The 16,282-nt window shown below is 42.1% G+C and carries 15 protein-coding genes; 14 read left to right on the top strand and 1 reads right to left on the bottom strand.

The features are described from left to right. Positions 1-31 precede the first annotated feature (31 nt). Positions 32-721, bottom strand: coding sequence for a YjjG family noncanonical pyrimidine nucleotidase (locus PQ461_RS19380; protein ID WP_274207209.1), 690 nt, complete (start codon positions 719-721; stop codon positions 32-34). 181 nt (positions 722-902) lie between these two features. Here PQ461_RS19380 and uvrB point away from each other — a divergent pair, with 181 nt between their 5' ends. From uvrB to PQ461_RS19310, 14 genes are all read left to right on the top strand, one after another. Then, the gene (uvrB, locus tag PQ461_RS19375) at positions 903-2,930 is read left to right on the top strand and encodes an excinuclease ABC subunit UvrB (RefSeq protein WP_274207208.1); all 2,028 of its coding nucleotides are present in this window, start codon (positions 903-905) and stop codon (positions 2,928-2,930) included. Positions 2,931-3,135: 205 nt separating this feature from the next. Then, a complete protein-coding gene (locus PQ461_RS19370; protein WP_274207207.1) occupies positions 3,136-3,522 on the top strand; it encodes a hypothetical protein in 387 nt (128 codons plus the stop codon). A gap of 108 nt (positions 3,523-3,630) precedes the next feature. Beyond that, positions 3,631-3,885, top strand: a complete 255-nt coding sequence (locus PQ461_RS19365; RefSeq protein WP_274207206.1) for a DUF4834 family protein — start codon at positions 3,631-3,633, stop codon at positions 3,883-3,885. A gap of 4 nt (positions 3,886-3,889) precedes the next feature. Then, positions 3,890-4,186, top strand: coding sequence for a hypothetical protein (locus PQ461_RS19360; protein WP_274207205.1), 297 nt, complete (start codon positions 3,890-3,892; stop codon positions 4,184-4,186). A gap of 71 nt (positions 4,187-4,257) precedes the next feature. Continuing rightward, on the top strand, positions 4,258-6,738 hold the full coding sequence (locus PQ461_RS19355; RefSeq protein ID WP_274207204.1) for a YfhO family protein: 2,481 nt from the start codon (positions 4,258-4,260) through the stop codon (positions 6,736-6,738). 114 nt (positions 6,739-6,852) lie between these two features. Next, positions 6,853-7,368 carry a DinB family protein gene (locus PQ461_RS19350; protein ID WP_274207203.1) on the top strand — a complete coding sequence of 172 codons (516 nt, stop codon included), beginning with the start codon at positions 6,853-6,855 and terminating at the stop codon, positions 7,366-7,368. A gap of 355 nt (positions 7,369-7,723) precedes the next feature. Further along, positions 7,724-8,578, top strand: a complete 855-nt coding sequence (locus PQ461_RS19345; RefSeq protein WP_274207202.1) for a UDP-2,3-diacylglucosamine diphosphatase — start codon at positions 7,724-7,726, stop codon at positions 8,576-8,578. 49 nt (positions 8,579-8,627) lie between these two features. Continuing rightward, positions 8,628-9,632, top strand: coding sequence for a glycosyltransferase family protein (locus tag PQ461_RS19340; RefSeq protein WP_274207201.1), 1,005 nt, complete (start codon positions 8,628-8,630; stop codon positions 9,630-9,632). 40 nt (positions 9,633-9,672) lie between these two features. Further along, positions 9,673-10,659 (top strand): DUF6427 family protein, encoded by a 987-nt coding sequence (locus PQ461_RS19335; RefSeq protein WP_274207200.1) that lies wholly within the window; start codon positions 9,673-9,675, stop codon positions 10,657-10,659. 45 nt (positions 10,660-10,704) lie between these two features. Further along, positions 10,705-11,397: a phosphoribosylformylglycinamidine synthase subunit PurQ gene (gene purQ, locus PQ461_RS19330; RefSeq protein ID WP_274207199.1), complete on the top strand. Its 693-nt coding sequence runs from the start codon at positions 10,705-10,707 to the stop codon at positions 11,395-11,397. Continuing rightward, positions 11,397-12,137 carry a type III pantothenate kinase gene (locus PQ461_RS19325; protein ID WP_274207198.1) on the top strand — a complete coding sequence of 247 codons (741 nt, stop codon included), beginning with the start codon at positions 11,397-11,399 and terminating at the stop codon, positions 12,135-12,137. The genes purQ and PQ461_RS19325 overlap by 1 nt, the downstream gene beginning before the upstream one ends. A 16-nt stretch (positions 12,138-12,153) precedes the next feature. Continuing rightward, a complete protein-coding gene (gene bamG, locus PQ461_RS19320; RefSeq protein ID WP_274207197.1) occupies positions 12,154-13,452 on the top strand; it encodes a BamG family beta-barrel-assembly machinery protein in 1,299 nt (432 codons plus the stop codon). Between the two features lie 95 nt (positions 13,453-13,547). After that, a complete protein-coding gene (lptC, locus tag PQ461_RS19315) occupies positions 13,548-14,039 on the top strand; it encodes an LPS export ABC transporter periplasmic protein LptC (protein ID WP_274207196.1) in 492 nt (163 codons plus the stop codon). Between the two features lie 117 nt (positions 14,040-14,156). Next, positions 14,157-16,244, top strand: a complete 2,088-nt coding sequence (locus PQ461_RS19310; RefSeq protein ID WP_337993482.1) for a peptidylprolyl isomerase — start codon at positions 14,157-14,159, stop codon at positions 16,242-16,244. Positions 16,245-16,282 lie beyond the last annotated feature (38 nt).

The following is a 16,282-nucleotide window of genomic DNA, read 5'->3' as shown; positions in this document are numbered from 1 at the left end:
GTGTTATTAAATAAGAGGGTTGCGCTGTGCTTTATAGCATATCCCGCAATTCTCTTAAATGTGAAATTTGCACAGGTACATCTTGGGGTTTGGGCAGGCTGTTAGGGTTAAAATAAATGGCATCCATGCCAAAATTAAGCGCACCATAAATGTCGGCTTCCAGGCTGTCGCCGATCATGACGCTTTCTTTTTTCTGCGCATCGGCCAATTGTAAGGCATGTTCAAAAATAGCTTTGTCAGGTTTATTTACACCAACCAGTTCTGAAATTACAACGTTATCAAAGTATTTAACCAGATCAGTATTGCTTACTTTTATAGTGGTTGCCTCTTTAAAACCGTTTGATATTAAATGCAGTCGGTACTTTCCGCTCAGGTACTGCAGGGTTTCATGCGCTTCGGGAAACAGGTTAAGCTTGGTAGGGCAAATGCGTACATAGTCATCTTCAAATCCGGCAGGTATTATATCAGGGTGCATGCCCAAATCCAGAAAGGTTTGCTTAAAACGCAGCTCACGTAAAGTAGCTTTGGTGATTTTTCCTAAATGGTATTCAGCCCACAGGCGGTGGTTGTTTTGTGTATATGTTTCAATGAAAAGCTCCGATTGCAACCCAAGTTCGCCCAAACCGTATTGCAAAAAAAGTTCTTGCAGGGTTTCTTCAGCGTTTTTATCAAAATCCCAGATGGTATGGTCAAGGTCGAAGAAAATGTGGCGGTATTTCATGTAGCTATATTAAGAAGCAAAGGTGGTCAAATTTTTCAAATCAAAGTCGACTCGCTTTGGTCAGGTGACCATGAATTGATCACAAGCAGAACTTTACCGAGCCTTTAACCGTTTATTAAGTTGATGTAATATTTGCTAAAACCGTTAGCTATTGCGTTCAACAAACCGTATTTTTGATATAATGGATTTCAAACTAAATTCGCATTATTTCCCAACCGGCGATCAGCCGGAAGCCATCAGGCAACTGGTTGAGGGCGTTAACACCGGTGAAAACTATCAAACATTATTAGGGGTAACCGGCTCTGGTAAAACGTTTACTGTGGCCAATGTAATTGCGCAAACGCAAAAACCTACGCTGGTACTTAGCCATAACAAAACACTGGCTGCACAGCTGTATGGCGAGTTTAAGCAGTTCTTCCCTGAAAATGCGGTTAACTACTTTGTATCCTATTACGATTATTACCAGCCCGAGGCATTTATCCCAACCACCAATACTTACATAGAGAAAGACCTACAGATAAATGAAGAGATAGAAAAGCTTCGTCTGCGCACTACTTCGTCTTTAATGTCGGGCCGCAGGGATGTTATCGTGGTGTCGTCTATCTCATGTATCTATGGTATGGGTAACCCCGAAGACTTTTCCAATTCGGTATTTAAATTTGCGGTAGGGACACGCATTAGCCGCAACGCCTTTCTGCACAGGCTGGTGGAGATACTTTATTCGCGCACAACAGCCGAATTTAAACGCGGTACATTCCGTGTTAAGGGCGATACAGTAGATATTTATCCGGCTTATTTGGATTACGCTTACCGTATATCTTTTTTCGGTGATGATATTGAAGAGTTGAGCAGCTTTGATCCGGGCACGGGTAAAACTATAGAGAAAATGACCCACATGGTGCTGTTCCCGGCTAACCTTTACGTTGCCCCACGCGACAGGTTCACGCAATCAATATGGGCCATACAGGAAGAACTGGAAATGCGCAAGCAGCAGTTTATAGATGAAAAACGTTTCCTGGAAGCCAAACGACTGGAAGAAAGGGTTAACTACGATTTGGAAATGATCCGTGAGTTGGGTTATTGCTCGGGTATCGAAAATTATTCACGTTTTTTCGATGGCCGCAAGCCTGGTGCAAGGCCGTTCTGTTTGCTGGATTATTTTCCGGACGATTACCTGATGGTGATCGATGAGAGCCACGTGACCGTTCCACAGATCCGCGCCATGTATGGCGGTGACCGTTCGCGTAAAATATCCCTGGTTGAATATGGTTTTCGCTTGCCTGCGGCTTTAGATAACCGTCCGCTTAACTTCCAGGAATTTGAAAGGCTGGCACCTCAAACCATTTACGTGAGTGCAACGCCCGGCGATTTTGAACTGGAGAAATCTGATGGTGTGGTGGTGGAACAGGTGATTCGCCCTACGGGTCTCCTTGATCCGGTAATTGAAATTCGCCCCGTAATTAACCAGGTGGACGATCTGCTGGACGAGGTGGACAAAACCATTAAAATGGGAGACCGTGTACTGGTAACCACCTTAACTAAACGTATGGCGGAAGAACTTGCCAAATACATGGACAGACTGGGTATCAAATGCCGTTACATTCACTCGGAAGTAAAAACCTTGCAGCGTGTGGAAATATTACGTGGCTTGCGATTAGGTGAGTTTGATGTATTGATCGGTATCAACTTATTACGGGAAGGCTTGGACTTACCCGAGGTATCGTTAGTGGCAATTTTAGATGCGGATAAAGAAGGTTTCCTGCGTTCGGAACGCTCATTGATACAAACCATTGGCCGTGCTGCGCGTAATGACCGCGGCCGTGTGATTATGTATGCTGATACGATTACAGATAGCATGCAGATCACGATTGAGGAAACTAACCGCCGCCGGGAAAAGCAGATTGCTTATAATGAGGAGCACGGCATTGTACCTAAAACGGTTGGTAAATCTAAAGAAGCGATCATTGAGCAAACTTCGGTTGTCGACTTTAAAGGAGGTGTACAGCGCCCTTATATTGAAGAGGAGGATGTGATAGCTAACATAGCGGCCGACCCTATTGTACAATACATGAGCAAAGCCGACCTGAAAAAAGCGATAGACAATACCAAGAAGGATATGCTTGCCGCAGCTAAAGACATGGACTTTTTACAGGCCGCCAAACTGCGCGACGAGATGTTCGCTTTGGAAAAAATGATGGCGGAGAAATAATTGCTTAGAAGCAAGAAACAAGAGTTGAGAGGCCAGAGATAAGAGACCAGAAACAATAATAGATAATTGTCATTGCGATCCGTCGATAGACAGAGAAGCAATCTCTTAGCTTTAATTTATTAGATTGCTTCGTCGAAACTCCTCGCAATGACAAATTTATAAGATTCTTCACTTGCGTTCAGAATGACGATTTTGCATTTACAAAATGAAACCGTTTAGAGCTATTCATATTTTCCGTATCGGCTTAGGCATCAACATGTTGATGCATGGGTTAGTTCGTATCCCAAACCTTAGCGGCTTCGTCAATAAGATGCTGCCCATGTTCGCTGATACCTTTATGCCCGCAGCTTTAACAAGTGCTTTTCTGCATGTGCTGCCTTTTATAGAAGCATTGGTGGGGGTAATGATTTTGATAGGAGGGCAGCTCAGTCGCATAGGTTATATAGTAGGTGGTGTGCTCATTGCTGTTCTTATTTTTGGTACAGATCTTCGGCAGGATTGGGCAACGGCCGGGCAGCAAATGATCTATATCATCGCTTTCGGATTAGCTTTGTATCTGCACGATAAAGAAAACACAGTACCAGTTGCCTGACGATTCAATAGTCACGTAATTGCCATTGCTTTGGCATTAAAAGCTATCGTTGTAACAACCAGACACTTTTTGCGTTTATTAGTATATTTGTAAACTAAAATTTATAAAATGCTTTTGATCCGTTTTCTGATCATTTCCATATGTGTGCTTTATATTGTGCGTAGTTTAGTGCGCATATTTTTGCCTATGCTGTTTCAGGGCATGGTAAATAAAGCGCAGCAGCAATATAATAACCAACAGCAGCAACAATACCGTCAGCAAAAGCCAACTGGCTCTATTAAGGTGGAGTACATGCCGCCTGCAAAAAAATCAAGCGTGCCCGACTCTGAAGGCGAGTTTGTAGACTACGAAGAAGTAAAATAATTAAATGATACCCGAAGAGGTTTTTAAACGCAGGCATTACGGTACCCCGCAGATATTTACACTTATTGTAACTAACAGCGTACTGATTTGCCTTATCGTTCCGTTTTTTGCTACCTGTGGTTACCCCAATATTTATTTCTGGATTTTTGTACTGGGCTTAACTATCTATAATATTTTTACAGTAAGACGCTTCCGCGACGAATTTAATAAAGTGACTATTATTGCCTATATAATTGGTATACTGGTTGATGTAGCCGGCATTTTATTGCTGATACATAAAAACTGTAATCCATCCTCATAAAAACTTATCGTTCCTATTCTCGCTCAAATTTCTATTTTTGGAAATTGAATTAAATTATTTTTTAAACACAGATGGGCAATTGGTTTAAGCGGAATGCTACGCACTTCGCTGTTATCGGAGTATTTATTGTTATATGTTTCCTGTATTTCACGCCGGCATTTCAGGGTAAAACACTGGGGCAAAATGACGTAACCCGCGCACAATCCACTCAGAAAGAGATTATGGATTACCGTGCAAAAGGTGAAACCATTTTATGGACTAACCAGATCCTTGGCGGGATGCCAGCATACCAGATATGGGCGCCTTATTCAAACAACATCACCACGCACATTATCTCTGGCTTAAAAGCCGTTTTTCCAAGCCCTATTGATACGGTATTGCTGCTCTTATTAGGCGCATATCTGCTTTTCTGTGTCTTAAAACTTAACCCGTGGTTGGCTGCTGCGGGTGCTGTAGCAATAACTTTTTCCACCTATAATTTTATATTGCTGGTTGCAGGCCACGCTAACCAGGCTTATGCAATCGCATTCTTTGCACCTATACTGGCAGGTATCATTCTTGCGCTAAGAGGGCGACTGTTTATTGGCACTACGTTAACGGCGCTTTTCCTGGCATTGGAGATCAGGGCTAACCACTTGCAGATGACGTATTACCTGATGATCGCCATTCTGCTTTTAGTGCTTTTTGAACTATACAATGCTTTCAAAAATAAAACGCTTCCGGCTTTTGCTAAATCAATAGCTTACCTGGCAGTAGGTGCTGTACTGGCGCTGGCTGTCAACGCATCTACCTTGTGGAGCACTGCCGAATATGCAAGCGAAAGTATCCGCGGTAAATCAAACCTGACTAAATCTTCTGTTAAAGAACCTGCTAACGGTTTGGACAGGGATTATGCCTACGAGTGGAGTGAAGGTATTGGCGAAACCATGACCATCTTGGTGCCTAACCTTTATGGCGGTAGTTCATCTGGTATTTATTCGCTGGATAAAAATTCAGAAACAGTAAAGGCTTTTACCACAAAAGGTATTCCCGAAGACCAGGCGGTAGGCTATGTACAGCAATTAGGCAGTATTGGCGTATCAACCTATTGGGGAGACAAAACATTCACCGAGGGCCCGTTCTATTTTGGCGCGGTTGTGTGCTTCCTGTTCCTGTTTGGCTTGCTCATCATCAAAAACCGGATTAAATGGTGGTTGCTGGCGGCCATTATTTTAAGCATGCTGCTGTCATACGGGCGCAACCTGCAGTGGTTCTCCGATATCTTCTTTAACTACTTCCCGCTGTACAATAAGTTCCGCGCGGTTGAATCCATCATGGTGATTGCTGCTTTATGCTTCCCGATTATGGCTTACTTAGCTATTAAGGAGATCATCGAAACAACTGACCGTACAGAGATTTTTAAAAAATTAAAGCTAAGCTTCTATATTGTTGGTGGTATTACCCTGGTTTTAGCTGTAATGCCCGATCTGTTCTTTAGCTTTAAATCAAAGCAACATCAACAACTAATTGATTACTTAACCCAGGCGCTTAAAGGCGACAGCGGATTTGCAAATTCAATCATCAATGGCCTGGTGCAAGACCGTATCAGTATGGCGCGGATGGATGCCATTCGTACGCTGATCTTTGTTGCAATTACGTTCGGCATAGTTTGGGCTTTCATTAAGCAAAAAATTAATGTTATGGTGCTTTCAGTGGCTTTGCTTGGCTTAACACTGATTGATATGTGGCAGATCGATAAGCGTTACCTGAAAGACGAAAGCTTTGCTAACAGGTCTGATGTACAAAAACCACAGCCGCGTGAAGTAGACACGTTCATTATGCGTGATACCGATCCTGATTTCCGTGTGATTGACTTAACCCAGCCACTTAAACAGGATGCTATTACACCATACTTCTATAAATCCATAGGTGGGTATTCTGCCGCGCGTATGAAACGCTATGATGAGTTGATTGATAACCAGCTGACCAAAAGCGTTAACCAGGATGTTTTAGACATGCTGAACACCAAATATGTGATCAATACAGATGCTAAAGGCCAAAGCCTGGGGATGCAGGTGAATAACACCGCTTGCGGACATGCATGGTTTGTAAAGAGCGTGAAGTATGTTAACAATGCCGATCAGGAAATGCAGGCCATCAGCAGCTTTGATCCTAAAAATGAGGCCATTGTTGATCAGAAGTTCCGTAAGATGATTGACGAAAAACAGATCAATCAGGACCCTAACGCCAGCATTACACTTACCAGCTACAATCCAGATCACCTGGTTTATCAAAGCGGTTCTACAGCAACAATGGTAGCTGTATTCTCAGAGATATATTATGATAAAGGCTGGAAAATGTTGATTGATGGTAAAGAGCAACCTTATTTCCGTGCCGATTACGTATTACGTGCGGCTCAGATCCCGGTAGGTAACCACAAAATCGAATTTATATTCCACCCGGCATCTTACTACACCGGTGAAGGCATTTCACTCGCAGGGTCAATTATCCTTGTGCTTGCCCTTGGTGGTGTGGTGTATGTAGAAAACAAGAAGAAACCGGTTAAAGCATAACAGCTATAACGCTATAAATAAGCGCTCTGTAAAGGGCGCTTTTTTGTTTTACGGCCATTTGCATATGCTGCAAAACTTGTCGACCTTAGTTCTGTTACGTATTCGTAAAATATTGTGAAGATCAATCATCAACGTAAGCTGTTAGAACTAACACTGGATAAGTACAGGCACGAGCTGGATCTTATTCCGGATGAAATGTTTGATGTTACTCCGCCCAAAGGCGGCTGGTCACTTGCCGAGCTATACTCACATATTTTGCAGGCTGATTATATGTCGCTGATAGCGGTTGAAAAATGTGCGCATAAAACATGCGAGCATACCCGTAAAGGATTAAACCTTATTGGTTATTACGTGTTTTTAACCGGCAAATTTCCACCGGTAAAAACAAAAGCGCCCGCCAGTATTATTGCCAAAAAAATCACCAAAGAAGAAGCCCGTAACTTTATTATTAAAGTGCGCAGCAAGTTAGATGAGTTGTCGGCTGTTTTAAACGCCGCACCTGCTGATTATAAGGTTAAGCACCCGAATTTAGGCATGCTCAATGCCGGCCAGTGGATAAAATTTATCCGTATCCATACAGCGCACCACTTAAAGCAATTGCAAAATATTAAAAGCCAGTTGGGGCTATAAAATATATTGCTCCTTTATTAAACTTTTATCGGCTTTCAATGTCTTACATTGTAGTTGTGGATTATCACTGCAATGTGGATAATTTTCTTTTCCAGAAGTTGTAACATATTGATAATTAATACTGTCTTAACAATCAGATAATTTAGTCAACTTAACTTTGTCATTAATCGATTTAAAATGAGTTTCAATATTGCTTATTTGGTCGTTACATGTTTGCTGCTGTTAGTGGCCCTGCTTTACTTCAGTCCGTATGAACTGAATGTGGAAGACGAAGCAGAGGAAGATTAACAACGATATAGCGAATATGAATTATTATAGCTGGTGAAAACCGGCCTTCTATGATACGCTATATTGAATGGCAAAGCGCGAAGTTGATATTGTGGTAATTTCTGATGTGCATTTGGGCACATACGGCTGCCACGCAAAAGAACTCCTTAAATACCTCAAAAGCATAAAACCCAAAAAACTGGTTTTAAATGGGGATATCATCGATATCTGGCAGTTCAGTAAATCTTACTGGCCCGAAAGCCACATGAAGGTGGTGAGGCGTATTCTTAAATTTGTTACCGATGGTGTGCCGGTATATTACCTTACCGGTAACCATGATGAAATGCTGCGTAAGTTTGCCGATTTCAATCTGGGCACGTTTCAGCTCATGAACAAGCTTGTTTTAGAGCTGGATAATAAAAAAGCGTGGATCTTTCATGGCGATGTATTTGATGTTACCATGCAGCATAGTAAGTGGCTGGCCAAGTTGGGTGCGGTAGGATATGACTCTCTGATTGTGATTAACAGCATGGTTAACTGGTTTTTAACTGCGATTGGGAAACAGAAAATGAGTTTCTCGCAAAAGATCAAAGGCAAGGTAAAAGAGGCCGTTAAGTTTATTAATCACTTTGAACAGACTGCTGCCGACCTGGCAGTAGATAAAAAATACGATTACGTGATCTGCGGGCACATCCACCATGCCGAAATACGCACTATAAAAGCTACAGATAACCCGGGCGAAGTATTATACCTTAACAGCGGCGATTGGGTAGAAAGCCTTACCGCATTAGAATATTACCAGGGTAAGTGGGAAATATTCAAATATCAGCCTGCCGATTTTATGGTTGAGCATGATGATGAAGATAAAACCGACGCTGAAGACCTGGATAATAAGCTGGACGTAAGAAATCTTTTAGAGAAGTTTAAACAAGAAGCCCATTAAAACGCTTTATGGGTAAAAGCATATATTTGCTATTACACTACCCGCGTTTATGAAGATATTGTTTGCAATTCAGGGAACCGGAAACGGCCATATCAGTCGCGCACGCGAAATTGTACCCCTTTTGCAGCAATACGGCGAACTTGATCTGCTGATTAGCGGTACACAGGCCGAAGTAGCATTAGCACAACCCGTAAAGTACCGTTATCATGGTTTTAGCTTTGTGTTTGGCACAAACGGCGGAGTGGATAAATGGGCAACCTATAAGATCATGAACCTGCCGCAGCTTTGGCGCGATATGCATAACCTGCCATTAGCACAATATGATCTTGTGGTAAATGATTTTGAACCTGTAAGCGCATGGGCCTGCCGCATACAAAAAGTGCCTTCTGTATCATTAAGCCATCAATGCTCATTTGTATCACCCAAAACACCAAGGCCTGCCAAATGGAATTATGCCGAATGGCTGTTTAAGTATTATTCGCCTACTACGCACCATATCGGGTTTCATTTTGAGCAGTATGATAGTTTTATACATACACCCGTTATCCGCAGCGAAATCCGCAGCCTGCAACCCCGAAATGACGGGCATTACACGGTTTACCTGCCTGCCTATGATGATAAAACGCTTGTTAAACATTTGAGCAGGGTAAAAGATGTGCAATGGCAGGTATTCTCAAAACGCCAGAAAAATATCCATAAGGAGGCTAATGTGACAATATTGCCGATTGATAATGCAGCCTTCAATAATAGTTTATCCGCATGTGAGGGGCTGCTTACCGGCGGCGGTTTCGAAGGCCCGGCCGAAGCGCTTTACTTAGGTAAGAAGGTAATGATGATACCCATGAAAAACCAGTATGAACAGCAATGCAATGCACTTGCGGCATCAAAACTGGGTGTGCCTGTTGTGCATCAAATCGATAATAAGTTTGAGCAGCACCTGCATAGCTGGATCACCGGCGGTAAAAAGATCGAAGTAAATTTTAAGGACGAAACTGCTGCCATAGTGGAGAACATGGTAAAAATGTATGCCAGGCCACAGGCAATTTTAGCATAAGCAGTTTTTGTAGTAATATTGCTGCGCAGCTGATGCATACATGATCAATATCCTCAGAACATATAATCCCCTTAACATCATATGGTTAGTGCTGTTGATTATTGTTATGCGTTTGGGCTACATCATTAAAGCGCCAGATCATGTTAACTTTATTTTTGTCGAGTCGTTCACACGCTCGCTGGTGCCGGTAAACTACGAGAACCTTTTTTCTACACCCGTAAACATATTTTTAGCGGCGCTGCTGGTTTTTGGGCAGGCCTTGTTAGTCAACTTTATGGTAAATGGCTACAACCTGATGGGGAAGCCAAGCTTTATGCCTGGTGCGCTGTTTATTGTGGCATCCAGCATGTTTACGCCGTTTTTGGTACTAAGCCCGCCGTTAATCTGTAATTTTCTGGTGATATGGATGTTATTCAGGTTGTTCGGGCTTTACAAAGCCGATAACTCAAAAACTATCGCTTATGATTTGGGTATTATGGTAGCCGTAGGCTCGCTCATCTACCTGCCTTTTGTATACATGGTATTGGTGGTCTGGATAGGACTGATGCTTTTTAAACCGTTTGATCTTCGCGATTTTATAGCAAGCATATTTGGTTACATTACTGTTTTTTTCTTTTTGGCTGTTTATTATTATCTGAACGATAAACTTGATCGTTTTTTTGAAATATGGCTGCCGTTAGGTACAAAGTTTCCGGTAAGTATACATATCAGCCAGTACAGTTATTCGGTACTAATTGTAGTACTCGTTATATTCATACTCTCTTTTTTCAAATTAAGGCAGGTTTTCTATAAAAGCTTTATACATGTCCGTAAGTCGTACCAGCTATTAGGGTTGTTGTTTGTTATAGGCGGACTGGCATTTTACGTTAAAGCCGATTTCAGGCTAAGCCACTTTTTGCTGTGCGCAGTACCTGCCAGTATCTTCATGGCTTACTATTTTTTGTATGCTACCAGGCGCTGGCTGTACGAAATTTTGTTTTTAATCCTCATTTCCAGCATTATTTACTTCCAGTTTAACACTTTTTAACTTTTACATTCGTTCAGGTTCAATACGTTGTATTAGTTTTGTAACATGAAGTTTGGTGTAGTCATATTTCCCGGTTCCAATTGCGACGAAGATATCATTTATGTGCTCGAGCATATTTTGGGCCAGCAGGTTGTAAGATTGTGGCACAAAGACCATGATCTGCAAGGTGCAGATTTTATTGTTTTACCAGGTGGTTTCTCCTTTGGTGATTACCTGCGTTCAGGTGCAATTGCGCGCTTTTCGCCTATCATGCAGGAAGTGATCAAATTTGCCGGTAATGGTGGTAAGGTAATGGGTATCTGCAACGGTTTCCAGATATTGGTTGAAGCCGGTTTGTTGCCAGGTGCTTTATTGCATAACAAAAACCGCAAATTTATTTGCCGTAATGTGCATTTAAAAGCAGAAACCACTAACTCGTTGCTAACATCAGGTGCAGATTTACAGCAGGCTTTAAAAATCCCTGTGGCGCACGGCGAAGGCAACTACTTTGCTGACGAAGCTACATTGCAGCGTTTAAATGAGAACGAGCAGATCCTGTTCCGCTATTGCGACGAGTTTGGCAATGTAACTGACGAAGCTAACCCTAACGGATCATTACAAAACATTGCAGGGATCTGTAACGAAGGCCGTAATGTGTTTGGCATGATGCCTCACCCTGAACGTGCAGCGGATACGCTGGTAGGTAACCAGGATGGCTTGGTTATCCTTGAATCTATCGTGTCATTGGCTAATGCCTGATGCCGAACCTGGTCATTGATATTGGTAACACCCAGGCCAAGCTTGCTGTATTTGATGGTGAGCAGTTGTTAAGATTTGAACAGGCTGTTAATGTTACTGATGCCATGGCGGATGAACTGATAAGCCAGTACAATGTAGATAAGGTGATTGTTTCATCTGTAAGAAAAGATGAAGAACTTAACCTTGGCCATATTGATAGTAAAAAGATTTATCGCTTTAACCGGCACATGGTAAAAAATATCAATAACCATTACCGCACTCCGGATACATTAGGTATAGACAGGCTTGCGGCAGTGGCCGGTGCGGCTGCCTGTTACGCCGGGCAAAACAGCCTGATCATAGATGCCGGTACCTGCATAACTTATGACGGTATTGATACGAACAACAATTATTACGGCGGCAGTATATCGCCGGGCTTGCGCATGCGGTTTAAGGCAATGCATGATTACACAGCCGGTTTACCGATGATTGAACCAGTGGTTGAGTTTGATAAAACATTTGGTGATGATACCGCCTCGGCCATGCGCTCGGGCGTTCAAAACGGAATAAAATATGAGGTAACAGGCTTTGTACAGCAATACTTTGCCAATAGCCCATCCCTTAACGTGTTATTAACTGGCGGCGATGCTAATTTTTTGGATACTGTGCTGAAAAGTAGCATCTTTGCGCCCTATATTAAAATTGAGCCATACCTTGTTTTAAAAGGTTTGAACGCAGTGATACAACAGCATAATGATTAAGTTTACCCGGTTTATAATGATATTGTTTTTCGCCCTATCTGTAAAAACAGTGATGGCGCAAAATACGGCTACTACAAGTTCACCTTACTCAAGATACGGACTGGGCCAGCTCAATGACGATCAAAATCCGCAGACCAGCGCCATGGGGGGGATAGGTACGGCCATCAACCGTATCAGCGGTTACAATACCGCAAATTCGCTTAACCCGGCATCATACGGTTTTATCAATCTTACCACAATTGATATCGGTATGTATATCAACAGTGTTAAGCTGAGCCAGGACGGGGTAGGCTCACAATCCAATCTTAATGCCAGGCTAAGCCATATCGCTTTTGCCATCCCGGTAACTTCGCGTTCGGCACTAAGCTTTGGTTTAAAACCATATTCAGAGCTGGGTTATAATTACCAGCAGTCCAAATCAAACTTCGGCACAGGTCTACCATCAGATACCAACCAGGTAAATTATATCTATAATGGTGATGGCGGCCTTTCAAAAGCTTACTTGGGTTACGGTTTTGGTTTAGGTAAGCACATCTATTTCGGTGGTAACGTTTCTTACATCTTCGGTAACCTGCAGGAGTATGCTTCAACAGAAATTCCTAACCTTTACGGTGTTTTAAACTCAAGGGTTGAAAGAAGCAACCAGGTAGGCGGCCTTAACTACGACGTAGGTACGCAAATCGCTTTTGATTTTTCTGAAAGCGAGCACCTTACCTTTGGTTACTCGGCATCGCTTTCAACAAATCTGAATACCAAAAACAAATATATCGTAAGCCAGTACCAGAAAAACTTCAGCACCAGTAATGAGTCTGTAGCTGCCGATACGGTTGTTAACCAGCAATCTGACAACAGCAAGATCAAACTTCCATTAATTAATCACTTTGGTGTAACTTACCAAAAGGATGGTGCTTACCTGATCGGTGCTGACTATACGACAGGAAAATGGTCAAACCTTACTATTGCAGGTGTTAACCAAAGCCTTCAAAATTCTCAAACATTTAATGTTGGTGGCCAGGTTACACCAAACAGTTTGTCTCTTAATAATTATCTGGCGAGGGTTGATTACCGATTAGGTTTTAAATACGAGAAAACTTACATTAATATTAACAGTACCGACATTAAGGCAAAGGCTGTAACCTTTGGTTTAGGCTTGCCGCTAAGCTCCAATTCTGGCAGCTTTTATAAGATCAATTTTTCTGCTGAGATTGGTACCAGGGGTACTTTACAGAACAGCCTGATCAAAGAAAACTATTACAACTTCCATCTTGGTTTCTTACTGAACGATAAATGGTTCAGAAAATACAGGTTCGATTAATTTTCTGACATATGTTTCACAGGCTGAAGTATACGGTTAACACTTTTTGGCCGGTAATGCTTGCCGCCTTGTTGTGCTGTGCTTGTGAAAACGATATGAAAAAGATTCAGGAAATTTCCGCAAAAGAAGTAAGCAGCCCGGTTGAACGTTCATTAGGAGTAGAGGTGCTTTACAGCGATTCTGCCAAGGTGAAGGCAAAACTCATTACACCTTTAATGCTGCATTACAAAGTGTCAAAGCCTTATATGGAAATGCCTAAAGGTGTTAAGATCATTTTTTATGATGTAAACCTGAATGTAACCAGTACAATTACATCAGATTATGCTATTTACCAGGAAGGCGATAAAAAAGTTGAACTGGATAAAAATGTGGTAGCTGTAAATGAAAAAGGCGATGTTTTTAAATCAGAGCAATTGAAATGGGATCAGGCAACCCGTAAGGTAGTATCAGATAAACCTGTTACTATTACTACAAAAGATGGTACGGTGATTAATGGTTCGTCGCTCGTAACTAACGAAAAATTCAGCCCCTGGGATATTCCGCAAACCACAGGAACCTTTCACGTAAACCAAAACATTTCCCAATAAAAATATGTTTTAGCGCACGCAAAAATTTGTGGTGCAGAATTTTAGTAAAAATTGTATCTTGCGCCCTCTTTTAACTAAATAGAAAATTTTAGATAGAATAACAGATATATGGGTATCATGAGTTTTTTGCGGAACCGGATGGGGCTTATCGTAGTCATCGTCATCGGTCTCGCACTTTTTGCATTTGTTGCGAGTGAAGCAGTGCAGTACGGAAGATCATTTTTTGCAGGTGACCGTACCACCGTTGGTGAAATTGCCGGAGAGAAGCTTCAGTATGACGATTTCAATACTAAACTTGATCAGAACACCAAACAGTATCAACAGCAGTTTGGTGGAACGCTGAACAGCCAGATGACCAGTTATGTTCAAAACTTTACCTGGAACCAGTACGTAAGCCAGATCATCTTCAAAAAAGAAGTTGACAAATTAGGTATTGTTGTAGGTGATGATGAAACCAACAAAATGATCCATGGCGGCGACCCTGAAATTGCCCGTAACTTTGCTAATCAGCAAACCGGCCAGTTAGACCGCAACCAGCTTAACCAGTTTTTAACTTCATTACAAAGCGCACCTGCTAATGACCCGATGAAGGCACAGTGGGCAAGCTATGTAGCTACCCGTATAGAAGCTAAAAAAGTAGAGAAATATCTTAACCTTGTACGCAACGGTTTATATGTAAACTCGCTTGAGGCAAAAGACGATTATGAAGCAAAAAACAAACTGGCAAACTTTAAATATGTTGGCCTTGACTATGCTTCTATCCCTGATAATAAGGTTACGTTAACCGATGCCGACTATCAGTCATATTATGACGAGCATAAGTCACAGTTTAAAAACCCTGAAGAAACCAGAAGCTTCCAGTATGTAGCTTTCAATGCTGCCCCTTCAAAAGAAGATAGCGCTGAAGTTAAAAAGCAGGCTGACAAATTAGCCGCTGACTTTAAAGCAAGCAATAATGATTCGCTTTTTGTACAGATCAACGCTGTTGATAATGCTAACAAAGCACCTCTTGTTTACCAGCATAAAGGCCAGCTTGATCCGAAACTTGATTCTGTAATGTTTACTGCACCTAAAGGTTTTGTTTACGGCCCATACCTGTCAAACGGAAGCTATAAGGTCTCTAAACTGATCGACGAGCGTGTTGGTCCGGATTCAGTGAAAGCACGCCATATCCTGATCAGCCCTCAAACCGAAGGATCAATGGCAAAAGCACAAGCTAAAGCTGATTCAATTAAAAAATTAATTGCTGGCGGCAAGTCATTTGCTGACCTTGCAAAAATGTATTCTATCGACAAAGGTTCTGCTGAAAAAGGTGGCGAGCTTGGTACTTTTGGCCGCGGAGCTATGGTGCCTGCATTTGAAGAAGCAGCATTCAATGGCAAAAAGGGCGACCTGTTAACTGTTGAAAGCCAGTATGGTGTTCACATCATCCAGGTAGAAGATCAAAAAGGTTCTTCAAAAGTAGTTAAAGTGGCAACCATTGATCGCCCGCTACAGGCCAGCAGCACAACACAATCTGCAGCTTTCAGCAAAGCACAAAGCTTCCTGTCGGGTGCTAACGGTAACAACTTTGCTGCTGAGGCCAAAAAAATGGGCCTTGAAGTAAAAACTGCTAACGATGTAAATGGCCTTGCTGCTGCATTGCCAGGATTAGATAACGCACGTGAATTAGTTAAATGGGCTTTCAATGCCGAAAAAGGCGACATTGCTGACAAAGCATTTACCGCTGGCGACGTTTATGTAGTTCCGCGTCTAACTGAAATTAAACCAAAAGGTGAATTATCACTTGAAGCCGTAAAAACGTTAATTACACCGGCAGTACGTAACCAGGTAAAAGCTAAACAACTTGCAGAAAAACTGCAAGGAAGCACTATTGATCAGGTTGCACAAAAAGCAGGTTCAAAAGTGGTTCCGGTACAAAACATTGTGTTTGCTAACCCGGTGTTGCCAGGCATTGCACAAGAGAACAAATTGATCGGTGCTATATTTGGTTCAAAACCTAATAAATTAAGCAAGCCAATAGATGGCGACCATGGCGTGTATGTTTACGTGGTTGACAGTTTTGTAAACCCTGCTCCATTGACTAATGCGGTTAGAGAGCGTGAACAAATTGGCCAGGCAATGTTACAGCGTGCTGATAACCAGATATTCGACGCGCTGAAAGATAAGGCGAATGTAAAAGATTACAGGGCTAAGTTCTTGTAATTTTAAATAACCGTACTTTTACATCCGGAACAGCGTTA

The sequence above is a fragment of the Mucilaginibacter sp. KACC 22063 genome (genome assembly GCF_028736115.1).
Taxonomy (GTDB): Bacteria; Bacteroidota; Bacteroidia; order Sphingobacteriales; family Sphingobacteriaceae; genus Mucilaginibacter.
The sequence above is the reverse complement of the archived record's forward strand: the minus strand, read 5'-3'. Positions and strand labels throughout refer to the sequence as shown.

Bases quoted from the DNA above. Each gene is read 5' to 3' on its own strand.
- PQ461_RS19380 (WP_274207209.1), bottom strand. From the start codon at position 721: ATGAAATACCGCCACATTTTCTTCGACCTTGACCATACCATCTGGGAT.
- uvrB (WP_274207208.1), top strand. From the start codon at position 903: ATGGATTTCAAACTAAATTCGCATTATTTCCCAACCGGCGATCAGCCG.
- PQ461_RS19370 (WP_274207207.1), top strand. From the start codon at position 3,136: ATGAAACCGTTTAGAGCTATTCATATTTTCCGTATCGGCTTAGGCATC.
- PQ461_RS19365 (WP_274207206.1), top strand. From the start codon at position 3,631: ATGCTTTTGATCCGTTTTCTGATCATTTCCATATGTGTGCTTTATATT.
- PQ461_RS19360 (WP_274207205.1), top strand. From the start codon at position 3,890: ATGATACCCGAAGAGGTTTTTAAACGCAGGCATTACGGTACCCCGCAG.
- PQ461_RS19355 (WP_274207204.1), top strand. From the start codon at position 4,258: ATGGGCAATTGGTTTAAGCGGAATGCTACGCACTTCGCTGTTATCGGA.
- PQ461_RS19345 (WP_274207202.1), top strand. From the start codon at position 7,724: ATGGCAAAGCGCGAAGTTGATATTGTGGTAATTTCTGATGTGCATTTG.
- PQ461_RS19340 (WP_274207201.1), top strand. From the start codon at position 8,628: ATGAAGATATTGTTTGCAATTCAGGGAACCGGAAACGGCCATATCAGT.
- PQ461_RS19335 (WP_274207200.1), top strand. From the start codon at position 9,673: ATGATCAATATCCTCAGAACATATAATCCCCTTAACATCATATGGTTA.
- purQ (WP_274207199.1), top strand. From the start codon at position 10,705: ATGAAGTTTGGTGTAGTCATATTTCCCGGTTCCAATTGCGACGAAGAT.
- PQ461_RS19325 (WP_274207198.1), top strand. From the start codon at position 11,397: ATGCCGAACCTGGTCATTGATATTGGTAACACCCAGGCCAAGCTTGCT.
- bamG (WP_274207197.1), top strand. From the start codon at position 12,154: ATGATATTGTTTTTCGCCCTATCTGTAAAAACAGTGATGGCGCAAAAT.
- lptC (WP_274207196.1), top strand. From the start codon at position 13,548: ATGAAAAAGATTCAGGAAATTTCCGCAAAAGAAGTAAGCAGCCCGGTT.
- PQ461_RS19310 (WP_337993482.1), top strand. From the start codon at position 14,157: ATGAGTTTTTTGCGGAACCGGATGGGGCTTATCGTAGTCATCGTCATC.